Here is a 17,136-nt window from a genome sequence, read left to right as displayed (position 1 = left end):
TAATGAAGCAACTACAAACATATCTGTTTAGTATCCTACTCGTTATCCTGAGCATTCCTGTTGCGGGGCAACATCTTGTACAAGATGAAAAACTGATTAAGGGAGTGCTTAAAAATGGTTTGACCTATTACATCTATCCTGGTGGTTCTAATGACAATCAAAGTTCTATTCAACTTTTTGTAAAAGCTGGCGCACTGCAAGAAAAAGATTCGCAACGCGGATTGGCCCATTTTGTAGAACACATGGCGTTTAACGGCAGTAAGAATTATCCTAAAAATGAGGTCATTACTTACCTTGAATCTTTAGGTGTAAAATTCGGTGCAGACCTTAACGCCTATACCAGCTATGATCAGACAGCTTATAAAATCGCGGTTAATACCTCTAATTTGAAACAATTAGAAACCAGTATTGACATCATTGCAGATTGGGCATTTGAGCTTTCTTTCGATAGCCTTGAGATAGAAAAGGAGCGGGGAGTGGTAATAGAAGAGTGGAGGACAAAACAAGGGGCTTCGGCGAGACTCTCAGAACAGTATTTACCGTTGATTTTCCATCAGTCAAGATATGCCGAGCGTAAACCAATTGGAACTTTAGAGATACTTAGAAATTTCAAGCATGCTGAGTTAAAAGACTTTTATCATCAATGGTATCGACCAAATTTATTGGCAATTGCAATTGTATCTAATCAAAATGCAAAGGATATTGAAAAGTATATCAAAGCTCAGTTTGGTACAGCTAAAAATCCAAAAAAAGCAGAAGAGCGAATAGTTTATAATTTACCTAAGCACAAAGATACATTGTACAGTATTGCAACCGATAAGGAGGAAAATGATATTGACTATTCGTACATCACCAAGTTGCCTGCACTCTCTCAAATTAATTCGGTAGAGAAGTTTAAGGCACAACTTGTACGTAGCTTTTTCAACGGTTTGTCTAAAAAAAGATTTGAAAGGTTGTCTCAGCGCAATAGTGTTTTTAAATCAGGATCAATGTCTTGTATCGATTTAATGCCAAATATCGACGTCTCGCTAGGAGGTGCCTCTTTATTTGAAAATGATATCGAAGCTGGAATTAAAAATTACATCGCCGAGCAGCAAAGAATTTTGAAGTATGGTTTCACATCAGAAGAGATTTCGGATTACCGTAAAGACTATTTGGCGCAGTTAAATAGAGTTGCGCAAAACAGTAAGATTAATGCTTTAACAGTTATTGATGCACTAAAGGATGATTTTTTTAACGGGAATACAGTTGTAAACGCTGAACAAAGAAATGCTTTACGCAAGCAGTTACAAAGCAGCATCGATTCGCTTACAATCATGTCGTTTATTGGAGGGATAAATAAGCCAGGAAATACAGTGGTGATGTTAACGGGTCCAGAGCGCTTGAAAAACTCTCTTCCTGGTCAAAATCAGCTACAGTTATGGCAAGACAGTATTTCAAAGCTTAATCTAGAGCGTTGGTCTGACAATGAAATAGTACCTGATAAGCTATTAACTTCTGCCCCTATACCTTCCAAAGTAGTAAAGAAGGAGTACATTGCCGAAATTGATTTACATAAATGGGAGTTATCGAACCAAACAACTGTGTACTTGAAACAAAGTAAGGGACGTAAAGATCATATCCAGCTTACGGGATTTAGACAAGGAGGATACAGTGTTTTAGATTCTAGTGATTTTGTTAACGCTTCTTTTGCCCAAAGTATCATAGCGGCAAGCGGCGCAGGTAAGTTTTCACGAAGAGCATTGTCGAAATATTTGATAGGCAATAGTGCAACGGCAATGATGGTATTATCCAAATACAGAGAAGGTTTAGCTGCAAGTTCTAGTGTGAAAGACATGAAAACAATGTTTGAATTGCTATATCTAAAGTGGACGGAACCTCGTGTAGATAATGATGTTTTCGAGTTGCAGAAAAGAAAGGCACTGGAGAGCATTAAAAACAAGGAAAATTCAATTACTAGTCAGTATAATAGGTTAATAAGTCAAAAATTATCTGGCGAAGAAAACGAGGAGATTGATGAAAGTAAAATTTCTAACAATCTTGTTTTAAGTAAGATTTTACCGACCTACAATAAGCGGTTTAGTTCGGCTAAGGGTTTCGAGTTTGTAATTATTGGAGATGTTGAGCTGGATGCGGTTGAAAAATATATCACGACTTATTTAGGCGGTTTACCCTCAAATCAGCTCTTAGAAAGTAATAAGGCTAAGCCTTTACCTATTGGAGAGAATGCAGACATCATTATGAAAGCGGGCGAAACAGATAGGGCTACGGTAAATATCATCTTTCAGAATAATAATGTTGTTAACGATTATCCTGAAATAATAAAGTATGAAATTATTCAGGAAATCCTTAAAGTAAAGCTTAGGGAAAATCTTAGAGAAAAAAACTCTGGAGTTTATGGTGTGTCTGTTAATGTAAGTGCAACCTCAATTCCGTCTACACTATTACGTGCTCGTATTGGTTTTACTTGCGCACCAGAAAAAAGAGAATTTCTTGTTAAACAGGCAAACAGCGAAATAGATTTAGTAGCTAAAAATCCTGCTTACATAGAGAAAGAGCTCGAAAATATTAAGAAGCAATTGATTGTTACTTACGAAAAGCAGAAGGACAAAGAGACTTTTTGGAGTGCAGAACTTAGAAACCATATTTATTATCGTTTCAAAGATTGGTCGCTTTTTACCAATTATCCAGAAATGGTAAACAAAATTCAAAGTAAAGATATCAGCCAAGCAATTAAAAAATTACTTCTTCAGGGAACAAAGGTTACTGCGGTACTTGCTCCTGAGGATAAATAAAAATCAAAAAAACAGAAATTATGAAGCAAGCAATTTATTTATTTTTTCTTTCTACAATCTGCCTTAGTTTCTCAGCTTGTAAGAAGTATGAAATAGGCTATCAGGGAAAGGCTGTATTTAGCAGCTATACATTAGAGCCTTCATCAAATCCTGGTTTAGCGAAACAGGTTAAAGGCGTTGTAGATGGCTCTAATGTTTATATCCGTATTCCAAATTCGGTAAATATTAACAGCGCTATCGCATCGTTCACTGTAGATGATCAGGCTATTGTGTACATCGGGAAAAATGTACAGCAGAGTGGTGTTACGCCTGTTGATTTAATCGATACGGTTCAATATCGAATTGCAACTCCAAATGATATGGGGATGGTCAACGTTCATGCATTGCGTAACGCAGCTATTGTTAAATTTGGGTTTTATGCAGAAGATAATGATGGGTTGTTATTCAAGAACTATGAAGGTGAACTTAACGGTCTTAAAATTCAGGTTAATGTACCTGCCGACGCAGATGTATCTAAACTTGTAGCACGTTTTGTGACCACCACAGGTGCGGTAGTTAAGGTAGGGGCGCAAACCCAAACCAGCGGTCAAACTGTAAACAATTTTACTACAGACGTTACCTATCAAGTTACTGATACAGAAACAACTGTGCCAGAAGAATTTGTGGTTTCTGTTGGACGCTTAACGGCTCCAGAATGGAATGACATTGTTTCAGCAAATATCTCTGGATATGCGGTGTCAGAAGTTAACTTGACAATTAATCCTATAACAAACAATCCAGTAATTATATTTAGCAGAGGCTCTTCTGATGGCGATGGTACAAGAAAAGCAGTGGTTTCGTCTTATAATGGTACAACATGGAGTTTTGTAGGTGATCCTCAGGGTGTTTCTTTGGGAAGAGTTGAGACAGTTGGTATTGCAGCAGACGATAATGGTACTTTGTATGCTGCCTACAAAGATTACACAACATTAGGCGATTCGGTACAATACGCTTCAGTACAAAAGTATAGCGATGGAAAATGGTCGTTTGTAACAAGACCTCAGGCAACCGCACAGCGCACAAATTACCTGCATATCGCAACTACTCGAAATGGTATACCGGTACTTGGCTATGCAGCTGCAAGGGCCGAAGGAGGCGTAGCCAATAGGTCTACACAATCAGCATTGTTTACTAATAATAGTTGGTTGTTAAGACCTCTCGATGCTTCTCCGGCTACATTGTATACTAGAATTAGAAAGGGAAGAGACAACAGGGTTTACTATGCCGTAATGGACGGAATTTCTACGACTAGAAAGCCGACCATCTATAGGTTAAACGAAACATCATTAGGTTGGGAAGTAGTTGGAACTGCAATGGTATCTCCTGACGCATCGGTTGTGGGTGCTGCTGTGATGGATGTTGATGCTTCTGAAAATGGCGAAGTGTATATGGTATTTCAATCGCAAGCTACTACGAACAAAATGTCTTATGTGATGAGGTACAATGGTACTTCTTGGCGACAAATTGGTGATGCGATTAGCCATACCGCAACTTCGAACGCACAAAGAGATAACATTGCTTTAGCTATACATCCAAACGGCACGCTTTATTTTGCGCACGGCGATGCCAATGGTTTAAAGGTACAGACGTTTAATAGCAATACGCAAAACTGGAATGCAGCAAAAGTGCTACAGCCAGGAGTTCCGGATAAAATTACAATGCGTATATCTGAAGAGGGTATTCCGTACATCGCTACAGTAACCGATGGGAAACTAAAGCTTTATAAATATGATATTCCTTGATAAACTTCTGTTTTGAAGGAAATTAATGGAGTTTCTAGATTATACTTTTAAATAAAGATTTGGAGTGTGATTTGCTGAAGAGCGAGGAAAACAGATACATAATTGATCTTTTTCCTTGCTCTTTTTTATTACTTTACAATAAAATATCCTACAGCCAACCAAACCAAGCCTTTCACCAAGAAAAACATAAAACCCCAAAAGCCAAGCTTTTTAATCCATTTTTTTAGCTTTTCTGCTCGTTCTGCCTTCATAACTTAGTTTCTAGATCTCAATGCTCATCTTCAGTAAGTTTTCTTACAGAGATGATTTTAAACTCTTTAATTCCATCGGGCATTTCCCAATTAATTAAATCACCAGTTTGGTAACCCCACAATGCAATGCTGATAGGCGCAAAGATAGATACTTTTTGCTGTTTTATATTAGCGTCTTTAGGTAAAACCAGTTTAAATACAAAAGTCTGACGGTTATCAGTACTCTCTATTTTGGCTTCCGTATAAAGAGAAACCACATCCTCTGGTAGGGCATCATCGTCAAAGATTTTTGCATTTTTTACTTCTTCTCTCAATCGAGATTTGTTGTAGTCGCTCATCACAGCTTTTTCAAGATGTTCATTTAAAAATTTGTAGTCGCTTTTAGATAATAAGATTGATTTCGTTTCCATTTGAATGAAAATTAAATAAATAAAAAGCCTATACGTTTTCACGTGAAGGCATAGAATTAAAAATCGTAGGTGGTTATTCCCCGAGATCTTAAAAAGAAAAGTGCTGAAATCGGGGTTTAGTTAATAAAATCCTTGCTTTGATTTAAAGCAATTGGATTTATAGAGGTGCTAATGAATAGCGTTGAATTAAGAACACAAGGCAATACAATCTCCTTCTCCTTTTTTAAGAAGATAGGATTTTTTACTGATGTTGTGCATTTGTTCATTCTAACAAAGATGACTTTGTTATTCGAGAAAAGCAAATTTAAAAGGGATTGTTACAATTGCGGGACTAAAAAATGTCATTCCGAGGAGCGAGGATTCTATCGAGTAATTAGATTCTTCGTTGCGCTCAGAATGACATGTAGTATTGTTAAAAAGCTAATTAAACCAAATCAAATCGGTCTAAATTCATCACTTTGTTCCAAGCTGCCACAAAATCATTTGCAAATTTTTCTTTTGCATCTGCGCCGGCATAAACTTCAGCGATAGCTCTTAGCTCCGCATTAGATCCAAAAACCAAATCGGCACGGGTAGCTGTCCATTTGGCAACTCCAGTTTGACGATCTTGCCCTTCGTACAGCTCTTTATCCTGCCCAGTAGCTTTCCAAGCAGTGCGCATATCCAACAAATTAACAAAGAAATCGTTAGTTAGCTGCCCAGGAGTTTGCGTTAACACACCATGATTTGAACCGTCATAATTTGCATTTAGAGCTCGCAATCCACCAACCAGAACAGTTAATTCTGGTGCTGTCAATGTTAGTAATTGAGCTTTATCTACTAATAATTCTTCTGTAGAAGCTACGCTGCGCCCTTTTTTATAATTACGGAAACCATCAGCAACTGGTTCCATAAAAGCAAAAGATGCCACCTCTGTTTGGTCTTGAGAAGCATCTGTACGCCCTGGAGCGAAAGGAACTTCAATGTTATTCAGTCCCGCATCTTTAGCTGCTTTTTCAATGGCCGCTACACCCGCTAATACAATTAAATCAGCGATGGAAACTTTTTTGCCATTGCTTTGACTATCATTAAATTGTTTTTGCACTCTTTCTAAAGCACTTAAAACTTTATCTAGCTGCGCTGGATTATTAGCTTGCCAATATCTTTGAGGAGTTAAACGAATGCGGGCACCATTTGCGCCACCACGTTTATCGCCACCACGAAAAGTAGAAGCTGAAGCCCAAGCGGTTGAAACTAATTGCCCAACAGTCAATCCAGCGGCAAGTATATTCGACTTTAAGGTTTCAATATCATTTTTATCAACCAAAGGGTGATCTACCGCAGGAACAGGGTCTTGCCAAATTAGTTCTTCTTTCGGTACTTCTGGACCAAGATAGCGAGCTTTTGGTCCCATATCACGATGTGTTAATTTGAACCACGCACGAGCAAAAGCATCTGCAAAAGCATCAGGGTTTTCTAAAAAGCGTCTCGAAATCTTTTCATAAGCAGGGTCAAACCTTAAAGAAAGGTCGGTGGTAAGCATGGTTGGTTTGTGCTTTTTAGTAGGATCAAAAGCATCTGGAATAATTTCCTGATCTGTTTTAGCTACCCATTGGTGCGCACCACCTGGACTTTTGGTCAGTTCCCATTCAAAAGCGAACAAATTTTCAAAAAAATTGTTGCTCCATTTCGTTGGTGTTGTTGTCCAGGTAACCTCTAAACCGCTGGTGATGGTGTCAGATCCTTTTCCGCTACCAAAGTTATTGTTCCAACCAAAACCTTGGGCCTCTAAACCTTCAGCTTCCGGTTCTTTGCCTACATGGTCTGAAGAAGCTGCACCGTGAGTTTTACCAAAAGTATGCCCTCCAGCAATCAAAGCAACAGTTTCTTCATCATCCATAGCCATACGGGCAAAAGTTTCCCTTATATCTTTAGCTGCTGCGATAGGGTCTGGGTTTCCGTTAGGTCCTTCTGGATTTACGTAAATTAAACCCATGTGCGCTGCCGCAAGTGGCTTTTCCAAATCGTGTGAATGCTTTTGACCATCAGCATCGTCGTCAGAAACGAGTACGCCACGACCGCCAACCCCCTCAGCTCCGCTAGAATAGCGTTCTTCGTTACCGAGCCACGTAGTTTCCGAACCCCAATAAACATCCTCGCTTGCTTCCCATACATCTTCACGACCACCGGCAAAACCAAAAGTTTCAAATCCCATCGACTCTAAAGCTACGTTTCCTGTTAAGATCATTAAATCTGCCCAAGATATTTTGTTGCCGTATTTTTGTTTGATAGGCCAAAGCAACCTGCGAGCTTTATCTAAACTTACGTTATCTGGCCAGCTATTTAGCGGCGCAAAACGTTGTTGCCCTTGTCCGGCGCCACCGCGACCATCGCCTACACGATAAGTGCCTGCACTGTGCCACGCCATACGAATGAATAAACCACCATAGTGACCAAAATCTGCTGGCCACCAATCTTGCGAATCAGTCATCAAAGCATGTAAATCTTTCTTTAAACCTTCGTAATCTAAACTTTTGAAAGCCTCCGCATAGTCGAAATTATCTCCCATTGGGTTAGATAAAGAAGAGTGCTGACGCAAGATATTTAACTTAAGTTGTTTTGGCCACCAGTCGCGATTTCTAGTGCCGCTTCCACCAACGTTGCTTTTCATACTGCCATTGTGAAATGGGCACTTGCTGATGTCTTGAGAGTTGTTTTCCATGCTTTATTAATTTTTTAGTTAACGATGTATGGTATTTTCCAATCGCATATTGCTATTGAAAAGACATTTTTATGTTGGTTTTGTTTGTCATGCCCATACCATTTGACGATTAAAGGTACGAGAGATCAAGGAGGATGTCAAAGTGCTTTTATCTATAGGTAGATAGGTAGAAGCTATTTTACCTTAAAAGATTGTTTACCGTTAAGTAAATCCCAAAACAGCATAAAATCGCTAGCTAAGCTGTACGCAGGATATTGAAAAGTTGCAGGTTTATTTTTTTCAAAGAAGAAATGACCAACCCAAGCAAAACCGTAGCCTAAAAAGGGAATAGCAATAAGGAAACGCAGATCGTGAAATAAAATTCCACCAATTAAGGAGATCACAACCAAAGCTGTTCCAATAAAATGAAGCACTCTACTTGTTGTATTTTGGTGTTCGCTAAGATAAAAGGGGTAAAACTCTTGTAGAGATTTGTATTTTTTAGTGCTCATACGCTTCTGAATTACCCTTAAAATTAGTTATAATAATCGGTGATGTGTTAAAAAATCACGCAGTTTTTCTGGATGAACGTCCATAAGTAAAGTATTTAAACCGGCTTTTTTAGCACCTTCAATATGCTGTGGACTGTCATCAATAAATACTGTTTCTTCAGGATTTAGATTGTTTTCGTTCAATACCATCTCAAAGATCTCAACATTAGGTTTGCGCATCGTAGTATCTTGTGAGAAGTAGGCTCGTTCGAAAAAATCGTCGTAGTTATTAAAACCGAAATCTTTTTGCAAATAAGCAATAATCCAATCATAGTGGATTTTGTTGTTGTTGCTTAATAGAAAGGTGCGATATTTCTGTTTTACTTCCAATAATACATCGTGGTTATTACCAGAAACACCTAATAGCAGGCTATTCCAAGCATCGTCTATTTGTTGATCGGTAAGGTCTAATTTATCGGCAACCTTTCTAATGCCATCTCTAAACTGGGCAGGGGAGATGCTGCCAGTTTCAAAATCATCAAATAATTGATTGTGACCTTTATGTGCAAAGAATTCGTTTACATTAGGAATACCTAATTGTGAAAGAGCATTTTGCGTTCGTAAAAAGTCTATAGCGAAGATTACGTTACCATAATCGAAAATAATATTTTTAATTTTTTCCATTGAGTGTTTCCAAAATTCGTTGCAAATATGTAACATTGCACTCGCAAAAACAACATACGTTTTAGCAGGGCCTATAGCTCAGTTGGTTAGAGTAGAAGACTCATAATCTTTTGGTCGCTGGTTCGAGCCCAGCTGGGCCCACAAAAAAAAGCCATTTCAACTAGTTTGAAGTGGCTTTTTTTTTGTTGAAGAGCTATTTATTGTGCAGCTAATACTTCGTCTAAGTTGTTTAACCCGGCGGTAAATCCTTCCTTAAAGCCCATTTCTATAATCTTTTCTAAGTCCGCTAAAGTGTCGTGTTTAATTACAATGTCTACCAAAGTTTTGTCGCCTGTTTCACTAAAGGTATTTGTCCAATGTGAACCAGGGAACTCGGCAGTTAGGTTACCATTTTCATCAGTGAACGCATCTGTGTAAGAAAAATGTTGTTCTTCCGCAATAGTTTTGTAATCGGCTTTACACCAATGCTTCTCGTTTTCTGGACTAACCATCGCATAAAGCCAAAAGCCGCCTACCTTAAAATCTAAGGATTTCGTTTCTGCTCTGTACGGTTTTGGCGCCCACCATTGATCTAATATCTCGGCGGTAGTCCAAGCTTTCCAAATGGTAGCCAAATCTGCAGCAAATTCTCTTTGCACGTGCACGGTCTTGGTTTCCTTGTTTACGGAAAATTCAAATTTTAAGTTCGTGTTCATATTTGTGGTTTTAGGTTATGATAATTTGATTATTGATTATTATTTCATTCGTTATTTCTAAGATTAACCATTTTTGCTTTCGTTTTGAACTTTCGCTAGATATTGATCCAAGTTATCGAAACGATCTTCCCATAGTTTTCTAAACTGAATTAACCATTTGTCTACTTCCTTCATCTTATCGATATTAAGTTGATAATAGATTTCTCTACCATTTTGTTTGGCACTAATTAACTCACATTCCGTTAAAATTCTCAAATGCTTAGAAACGGCCTGTCGCGTGGTATCAAAATGAGTAGCCAACGCATTGGGTGTCATACTTTGTGCCATAATTAAAGCAATAATAGCTCTACGTGTTGGATCGGCAATGCCTTGAAATACATCTCTTCTCATAATAAAAGCAACTAATTGGTTGCAAATATAAATGAAACCATTTGGTTTCGCAATAAAAATTTTGAAATAGATTAATTATTAGTGTGCCATCTAGGAAATGAAAGATCTAAAAATGTGACGAATATCACTTTTTTGGATAACTACGCTCAACTCTGAGGGATAGCTAGCTAGCTAGTTTTGTGAAACATAAAAAGATTTCATGAAGGCTATTGCTTATAATATTAAACCTGAAGAAAAAGAATGCTTGGTGTTGGCTAATCATAAGAAACATGATATCACTATTATAGCCAATAGTTTAAGTATGGAAACCATGCCATTTGCGCAGGGTAAAGAGGCGTTAATTGTGTTTAATGAAGATCCTTTAAATGAGGAACTTATTATGGGTTTAAGGGCTTTGGGCATCAAATATATTGCTACCTCATCTTTCGAAACCGAACATATTAATTTAAATGCAGCTGGAGTTGCCGGTTTTAAAATTGCGAATGTGCCTTTTAAACAAGGTGAAGAAGGGGTAATGCCGCGGATGCAGCAGGTGGTTAAAAATCTTGATAACTGGGCTGCAGGAAAATGTGTAGGCAAAGCTTGTTGTTGCCCCAACGATTGCGCAAAGACCACTAAAGAAGAGGAGAAACACTAATGGAAGCCGCCGAACTGTTACGTAAATATAACATTGCAGCACCTAGATATACCAGTTATCCAACAGTGCCATATTGGGATAATGAAAATTTTAGTGCGACACAATGGAAAAATAAATTAGTCGCAGCCTATAACGAACATAAGGATGAGGGAATTAGCCTTTACATCCATTTGCCGTTTTGCGAAAGTTTGTGTACTTATTGCGGTTGTAATACTCGTATTACGAAAAACCACGGCGTAGAACTACCTTATATTGATGCGCTGTTAAAAGAATGGGAAATGTATTGCAAGTTATTGGGCGAAAGACCTAAAATTAAAGAGATACATTTAGGTGGAGGTACACCAACTTTCTTTAGTTCGGATAACCTGAAAACTTTATTAGAGACAATAGCCGGTGGTGAAACTTTTGATAAAGAGGCAGCTTGTTCTTTCGAAGGACATCCAGATAATACTACCCTAGATCATTTGCAGGTGCTGTACAACTTAGGTTTTATACGCGTGAGCTTCGGTATTCAAGATTTCGATCCGAAGGTGCAGTTTATGATTAACCGTTACCAAACACCTGCACAGGTTTTAACAATTACTGAACTTGCCAGAAGCTTAGGTTATCAATCTATTAACTACGATCTAATTTATGGTTTGCCTGGACAAAACATGGTTGGCCTAACTGAAACAATTAATGAGGTAATTAGGCTTAGACCAGATCGTATTGCCTTTTATAGTTATGCACATGTGCCTTGGATTAAAGCTGGTCAACGCCATTTTACCGAGAGTGATATACCGCAGGGTGATGAAAAATTTGCTTTATACCAAAGGGGGAGGGAAATGTTGGTGGCGGCTGGTTATGAAGAAATAGGCATGGATCATTTTGCTTTAAAGACTGATAGTTTGTATATTGCTAGCAACGCGAACAAATTACATAGAAACTTTATGGGGTATACCGATCAGCATACTCACATCTTGTTAGGCCTTGGAGTATCTTCCATTAGCGACTGTGGCACAGCCTTTGCCCAGAACGCAAAGACCGTAGAAGAATATAAAAAACTTATCCTGTCGGACGAATTGTCCGTGCAAAAAGGTCATTTATTAAGCAATGACGATTTACGCATTAGAAGACAAATTCTCGATTTAATGTGCCAGAACGAAACTTGCTTTATGGATGATATCCCAGCAACAGTAATTGAGCGTTTGCAACCTATGATTGAGGATAGGTTGGTTGCGATTAGAAATAAAGAAGTAAAAATACTGCCCTTAGGTAAATCTTTCTTACGCAATGTTTGCATGGCTTTAGACGAGAGATTATGGCAGCAGCAACCACAAACCCAATTATTTAGTGCAGCAATTTAGATAGTATAAATTAACCACATAGACACATAGGATGTATTTGGTTATAGATTCATACTAAAATCTATGTGCCTATGTGGTTGTATAAACTCAGAATATGAGCAGTTCAACCGTTACCCATCAAAGTTCAGTATGTTACCACTGTGGTGATAAATTGCCAGCTGTAAAACTAAGCTACGACGAGAAAGATTTTTGCTGCGTAGGATGCCAAAGTGTATATCAGATTTTATCTGAAAACAACATGTGTAACTATTACGCATATAACGATACACCAGGGCAAAGAATAAAAGACGATGGACATTTTGAATATTTAGATGAGCCAACCATTATTGCTCAATTAATAAATTATAAAGACAAAGAAAATTCAATAGTCACATTTTATATTCCTGCAATTCATTGTAGCTCTTGTATCTGGTTGTTAGAGCATCTTTATAAAATTAATCCAGCCATTTTTAGTTCTCGCATAGATTTCCTAAAAAGAGAAGTAACTATAAGCTATAAGCACGATAAAGTATCCTTAAGGCAAGTAGTAGAAGTACTTAACCAAATTGGTTACGAGCCATTAATTAGCCTACAAGATGTAGTGAAGGAGAAAGGCAATTCGGTCAACAAACAGCTGATTTGGAAAATTGCTATCGCTGGTTTCTGTATGGGCAACGTAATGTTGTTCAGTTTTCCTGAATATTTCGGATTATCAGCATTTGAGAAAGAATTTCAGTACTTGTTTGCATGGCTAAACCTGGCATTTTGTATTCCAGTTACATTTTATTGTGGTCGAGAATATTTTACATCGGCCATTGCCAGTTTAAAACAAAAGCATATAAATCTAGATACACCGCTCGCACTCATTATAGCAGTACTATTTGTACGTACTGCTATTTCAACCATATTTAATACAGGGCCAGGTTTTGGAGATACCCTAACGGGATTGGTTTTCCTGTTGCTGATGGGCAAATGGGTAAAACAACGTACCTATCATCACATTTCTTTTGATAGGGATTACCGTTCTTATTTTCCAATTGCCATAACTATCCTTAAAGATAACCGTGAAAAACCGGTAGCCATTAGCGAAATAGTCGTTGGGGATCGACTATTGATACGCAATGGCGAATTAGTGCCAGCCGATGCTATCTTAATGAAGGGAGATGCTTGGTTGGACATGAGTTTTGTAACTGGCGAAGCCGAGCCACAGCAAAAGGTTTTGGGTGAGATCGTATATGCTGGCGGAAGGCAAATGGGTGAAGCTATTGAGCTGGAAGTTGTAAAGCAGGCTTCGCAAAGTTACTTAACAGGTTTGTGGAATAAAGAATTCTACAAAACCGATTTCAAGAAGAGAAATTTTAATGATAGCATAGCCAAATACTTCAGTATCGGCGTGTTTGTAGTTGCGTTTGCTTCTACAGGTTATTGGTTGTGGATGGGTGATCATGCAAAAGCTTGGTCGGCATTTACCGCAGTAGTGATTGTGGCTTGCCCTTGCGTATTGGCTTTAAGTACGCCATTTACGTTGTCCGCTATTCTTTCGGTATTCGATAAAAAAGGTTTCTACGTAAAAAACACAGATGCTGTTGAGCAATTGGCAGATTTAGACACGGTGGTTTTCGATAAAACCGGAACACTGACCAGTACACATCATTCAGAAATTAGCTTTGAGGGAAATTTAACGCCTGGAGAGAAGTTATTGGTAGCCTCATTGCTTTACAATTCATCACATCCGCTGAGCAGACAAGTGCTAAAAGCGCTAAATCCGAGTAAGATTTACAGTATAGCCAAATACAACGAAGTGGTGGGCAAAGGTATTATGGGTGTGGTAAATGGAAGGATGATTTACGCTGGAAGTAAACGTGGTCTACCATTCGAAATCGCGGCAGCAAAGGACAAAGAAAATGGTGGCGTACACATTATGATAGACGAAGCTTACAAGGGCTGCTTTTCTGTAGATCAACAGTGGAGAGAAGGTATTGAGCCCTTAATTAATCATTTAAATGAAGATTATGACCTAAAAGTACTTTCTGGAGATACCAATAAAGACGAGCAGATGTTGAAGTCGGTATTTAAGCCTTCAACGTCAATTTTGTTTAACCAAAGTCCCGTTCAAAAGTTGGAGGCCATAAAAGCCTTACAAGCTAGGGACAAAAAGGTAATGATGTTGGGCGATGGTTTAAATGATGCTGGAGCTTTAAAGCAGGCTAATTTCGGTGTGGCTATTACAGATAACATCAACAATTTTACACCGGGCTGCGATGCCATTATGAGCGGTAGTTCTTTAGGATTGTTGCCAAATTTCATCCAATTAAGTAAGGATGGATTAACCACGATAAAAATCAGCTTTGCTATAGCTACTTCTTATAATTTGATAGGAGTGTATTACGCAGTGCAAGGAACTTTATATCCCTTAGTTGCCGCTATTTTAATGCCGATAAGCACCATTACCATCATCAGTTTTACGAGTTTGGCGACAAGGTATTTTGCAAGGAGGAACGGATTGCGCAGTTAACAGTTTTCAGTTAACCGATTAAGCAATTTAAACAGTTAACCAACAATAAAACAATTTAACAATCGGCCAATAAATCATGAACATACTCTATTTCTTAATCGGTTGCAGCGTGCTCGTAGCACTGGTTTTTTTGGGAGCCTTCTTTTGGGCACTCAAAAGCGGTCAGCACGATGATGTGTACACGCCAAGTGTTAGAATTCTCTTCGACGATGAGGTGAAAAATGACCCTAATGAAAAAAGTGATAAAGATCACATTTCCGACTAATGCTAATCATCAGCAGTGCTAGCGTACTGTAATAACTTTGTCATAAACATTACAAATTCTATTTCTATTCAATTATGCAGCTAGAAAAATTTACCTACGACAACAAGATTGTACGAGATTTCGGTATTGCAACCATCGTTTGGGGCATCATCGGAATGTTAGTCGGACTACTTGTCGCCACGCAACTGTTTTCGCCAAGCATGAACTTGGGCAACCAGTACACAACTTTTGGTCGTATTAGACCATTACACACCAATGCAGTAATTTTTGCCTTTGTGGGTAACGCCATTTTTATGGGTGTTTATTACTCGTTACAACGCTTGCTAAAGGCAAGAATGTTTAGTACGGCATTAAGTAAAATTCACTTTTGGGGTTGGCAATTAATTATCGTTTCGGCGGTTATAACTTTGCCTTTAGGTTTTACCTCATCACACGAATATGCGGAGTTAGAGTGGCCAATTGATATTGCAATTACCTTAATCTGGGTAGTTTTCGGTATCAATATGTTCGGTACCATTATCAAACGTAGAGAAAGACACCTTTACGTAGCCATTTGGTTCTATATTGCTACGTTTGTAACTATTGCTGTGTTGCACATCGTAAATTCATTTCAGCTGCCAATATCTTTCTTAAAAAGTTACTATGTTTTTGCCGGTGTGCAAGATGCCTTGGTACAATGGTGGTACGGACACAATGCGGTTGCGTTTTTCTTAACTACGCCGTATTTGGGTATGATGTACTATTTCTTGCCTAAAATGGCTAATCGTCCGGTATATTCTTATAAATTAAGTATTCTTCACTTCTGGTCGTTAATTTTCATTTATATCTGGGCTGGTCCTCACCACTTATTGTATACTTCCTTGCCGGGATGGGCGCAATCTTTAGGCGTAGCTTTCTCAATTATGCTAATTGCACCAAGTTGGGGCGGTATGATTAACGGTTTGTTAACCTTACGTGGCGCTTGGGACAAAGTTCGTGAAGATGTAACGCTAAAATTCATGGTGGTAGCACTTACTTCTTACGGTATGGCTACTTTCGAAGGACCGATGTTATCATTAAAGCAAATTAACGCCGTAGCTCACTTTACCGATTGGATTGTAGCTCACGTACACGTAGGTGCTTTAGGTTGGAATGGTTTCTTAACTTTCGGCGTACTGTACTGGTTAATCCCACGTATCTATAAAACAGAATTATTCTCTAAAAAATTAGCTTCTTTCCACTTCTGGATTGGCACATTGGGTATCTTATTTTACGCTATCCCAATGTACTGGGCTGGTTTTACGCAAGGTTTAATGTGGAAAGAGTTTACAGATGAAGGTTTGTTAAAATACGCCAACTTCTTAACCACTACGCTACAAATTATACCAATGCACGTTCTGCGTTCTATTGGTGGTGCATTGTACCTAATTGGCGCTATCGCGATGACTTACAACTTGGCTAAAACCATGTTGAAAGGCAAATTGGTTGCAGAAGAGGAAGCAGAAGCAATGCCATTAGAAAAGGAAATTACTCACGAAGATCCAGCCGATAAAAAATGGCACCGTGTGTTGGAACGTAAACCAATGAAATTCATGGTACTTTCTATGATTGTGATCTTAATTGGCGGTATGGTAGAAATGATGCCAACCTTTACTATCGAAAGTAACGTACCAACTATTGCTAGTGTTAAACCTTATTCTCCACTCGAGTTAGAAGGTAGAGATTTGTATATCAAAGAAGGTTGTGTAAACTGTCACTCTCAAACTATCCGTCCGTTTAGGTCAGAAACTGAGCGTTATGGTGAGTACAGTAAAGCAGGTGAGTTTGTTTACGACCATCCGTTTTTATGGGGAAGTAAGCGTACCGGACCAGATTTGCACCGTATTGGCGGTAAATATTCTAACGCTTGGCACTACAACCACATGTTAGACCCAACGTCAATGTCGCCAGGAAGTATCATGCCAGCTTATCCTTGGTTAATTACCCAAAAATTAGATATCAGCATGACTGAGGCTAAAATTAGGGCTATGCAAACATTGGGCGTACCATACAGAGAAAATTTCGACAAAGTGGCACAAGCTAAATTGAAAGAACAGGCTGAGGGTATTGCGAAAGACTTGAAGCAGAACAACATCGACGTGAAAAGTGACAGAGAGATTATTGCTTTAATTGCTTACCTACAACGTATGGGTACCGATATCAAAGCGAACAAAACTACTATTCCATCTAACCAGTAAA

14 protein-coding genes and 1 tRNA gene are annotated in these 17,136 nt (G+C 38.5%); 8 read left to right on the top strand and 7 right to left on the bottom strand.

The genetic code is table 11. From position 1 onward, the window contains the following. The first annotated feature begins 2 nt into the window (after nt 1-2). Both AC23ME_RS07130 and AC23ME_RS07125 read left to right on the top strand, forming a co-directional pair. On the top strand, nt 3-2,795 hold the full coding sequence (locus AC23ME_RS07130; protein WP_487727066.1) for a M16 family metallopeptidase: 2,793 nt from the start codon (nt 3-5) through the stop codon (nt 2,793-2,795). 20 nt (nt 2,796-2,815) lie between these two features. After that, on the top strand, nt 2,816-4,576 hold the full coding sequence (locus AC23ME_RS07125) for a hypothetical protein (RefSeq protein WP_487727065.1): 1,761 nt from the start codon (nt 2,816-2,818) through the stop codon (nt 4,574-4,576). A gap of 128 nt (nt 4,577-4,704) precedes the next feature. Here AC23ME_RS07125 and AC23ME_RS07120 read toward each other — a convergent pair whose 3' ends face one another. From AC23ME_RS07120 to AC23ME_RS07100, 5 genes are all read right to left on the bottom strand, one after another. Continuing rightward, nucleotides 4,705-4,827 carry an alanyl-tRNA synthetase gene (locus AC23ME_RS07120; protein WP_487727064.1) on the bottom strand — a complete coding sequence of 41 codons (123 nt, stop codon included), beginning with the start codon at nt 4,825-4,827 and terminating at the stop codon, nt 4,705-4,707. Between the two features lie 17 nt (nt 4,828-4,844). Further along, a complete protein-coding gene (locus tag AC23ME_RS07115) occupies nt 4,845-5,237 on the bottom strand; it encodes a GreA/GreB family elongation factor (RefSeq protein ID WP_487727063.1) in 393 nt (130 codons plus the stop codon). 424 nt (nt 5,238-5,661) lie between these two features. Then, complete coding sequence (katG, locus tag AC23ME_RS07110) at nt 5,662-7,938, bottom strand: catalase/peroxidase HPI (protein WP_487727062.1); 2,277 nt, start codon at nt 7,936-7,938, stop codon at nt 5,662-5,664. Nucleotides 7,939-8,111: 173 nt separating this feature from the next. Further along, nucleotides 8,112-8,429 (bottom strand): Mpo1-like protein, encoded by a 318-nt coding sequence (locus AC23ME_RS07105; protein ID WP_308849041.1) that lies wholly within the window; start codon nt 8,427-8,429, stop codon nt 8,112-8,114. 27 nt (nt 8,430-8,456) lie between these two features. Continuing rightward, nucleotides 8,457-9,092 (bottom strand): HAD family hydrolase, encoded by a 636-nt coding sequence (locus AC23ME_RS07100; protein WP_487727061.1) that lies wholly within the window; start codon nt 9,090-9,092, stop codon nt 8,457-8,459. Between the two features lie 67 nt (nt 9,093-9,159). Here AC23ME_RS07100 and AC23ME_RS07095 point away from each other — a divergent pair. Then, nucleotides 9,160-9,233: transfer RNA gene (locus AC23ME_RS07095), tRNA-Ile, on the top strand. Nucleotides 9,234-9,289: 56 nt separating this feature from the next. Here the strand turns inward: AC23ME_RS07095 and AC23ME_RS07090 are convergent. Beyond that, entirely contained in the window at nt 9,290-9,787 is a 498-nt protein-coding gene (locus tag AC23ME_RS07090) for an SRPBCC family protein (RefSeq protein WP_487727060.1), read from the bottom strand. A 63-nt stretch (nt 9,788-9,850) separates the two neighbouring features. After that, entirely contained in the window at nt 9,851-10,177 is a 327-nt protein-coding gene (locus tag AC23ME_RS07085) for an ArsR/SmtB family transcription factor (protein WP_487727059.1), read from the bottom strand. A gap of 199 nt (nt 10,178-10,376) precedes the next feature. On the opposite strand from AC23ME_RS07085, the gene AC23ME_RS07080 reads away from it, so the two are divergent. From AC23ME_RS07080 to ccoN, 5 genes are all read left to right on the top strand, one after another. Further along, nucleotides 10,377-10,814, top strand: a complete 438-nt coding sequence (locus AC23ME_RS07080) for a lactate dehydrogenase (protein WP_487727058.1) — start codon at nt 10,377-10,379, stop codon at nt 10,812-10,814. Continuing rightward, entirely contained in the window at nt 10,814-12,160 is a 1,347-nt protein-coding gene (hemN, locus tag AC23ME_RS07075) for an oxygen-independent coproporphyrinogen III oxidase (RefSeq protein WP_487727057.1), read from the top strand. The genes AC23ME_RS07080 and hemN overlap by 1 nt, the downstream gene beginning before the upstream one ends. 94 nt (nt 12,161-12,254) lie before the next feature. After that, on the top strand, nt 12,255-14,654 hold the full coding sequence (locus AC23ME_RS07070; protein ID WP_487727056.1) for a heavy metal translocating P-type ATPase: 2,400 nt from the start codon (nt 12,255-12,257) through the stop codon (nt 14,652-14,654). Nucleotides 14,655-14,730: 76 nt separating this feature from the next. After that, a complete protein-coding gene (gene ccoS / locus AC23ME_RS07065) occupies nt 14,731-14,919 on the top strand; it encodes a cbb3-type cytochrome oxidase assembly protein CcoS (protein WP_487727055.1) in 189 nt (62 codons plus the stop codon). 74 nt (nt 14,920-14,993) lie between these two features. Further along, nucleotides 14,994-17,135, top strand: a complete 2,142-nt coding sequence (ccoN, locus tag AC23ME_RS07060; protein ID WP_487727054.1) for a cytochrome-c oxidase, cbb3-type subunit I — start codon at nt 14,994-14,996, stop codon at nt 17,133-17,135. Nucleotide 17,136: the final 1 nt, after the last annotated feature.

The organism is Pedobacter sp. T50_32 (assembly GCF_057652195.1).
This window is presented reverse-complemented; position numbering and strand designations above follow the sequence as displayed.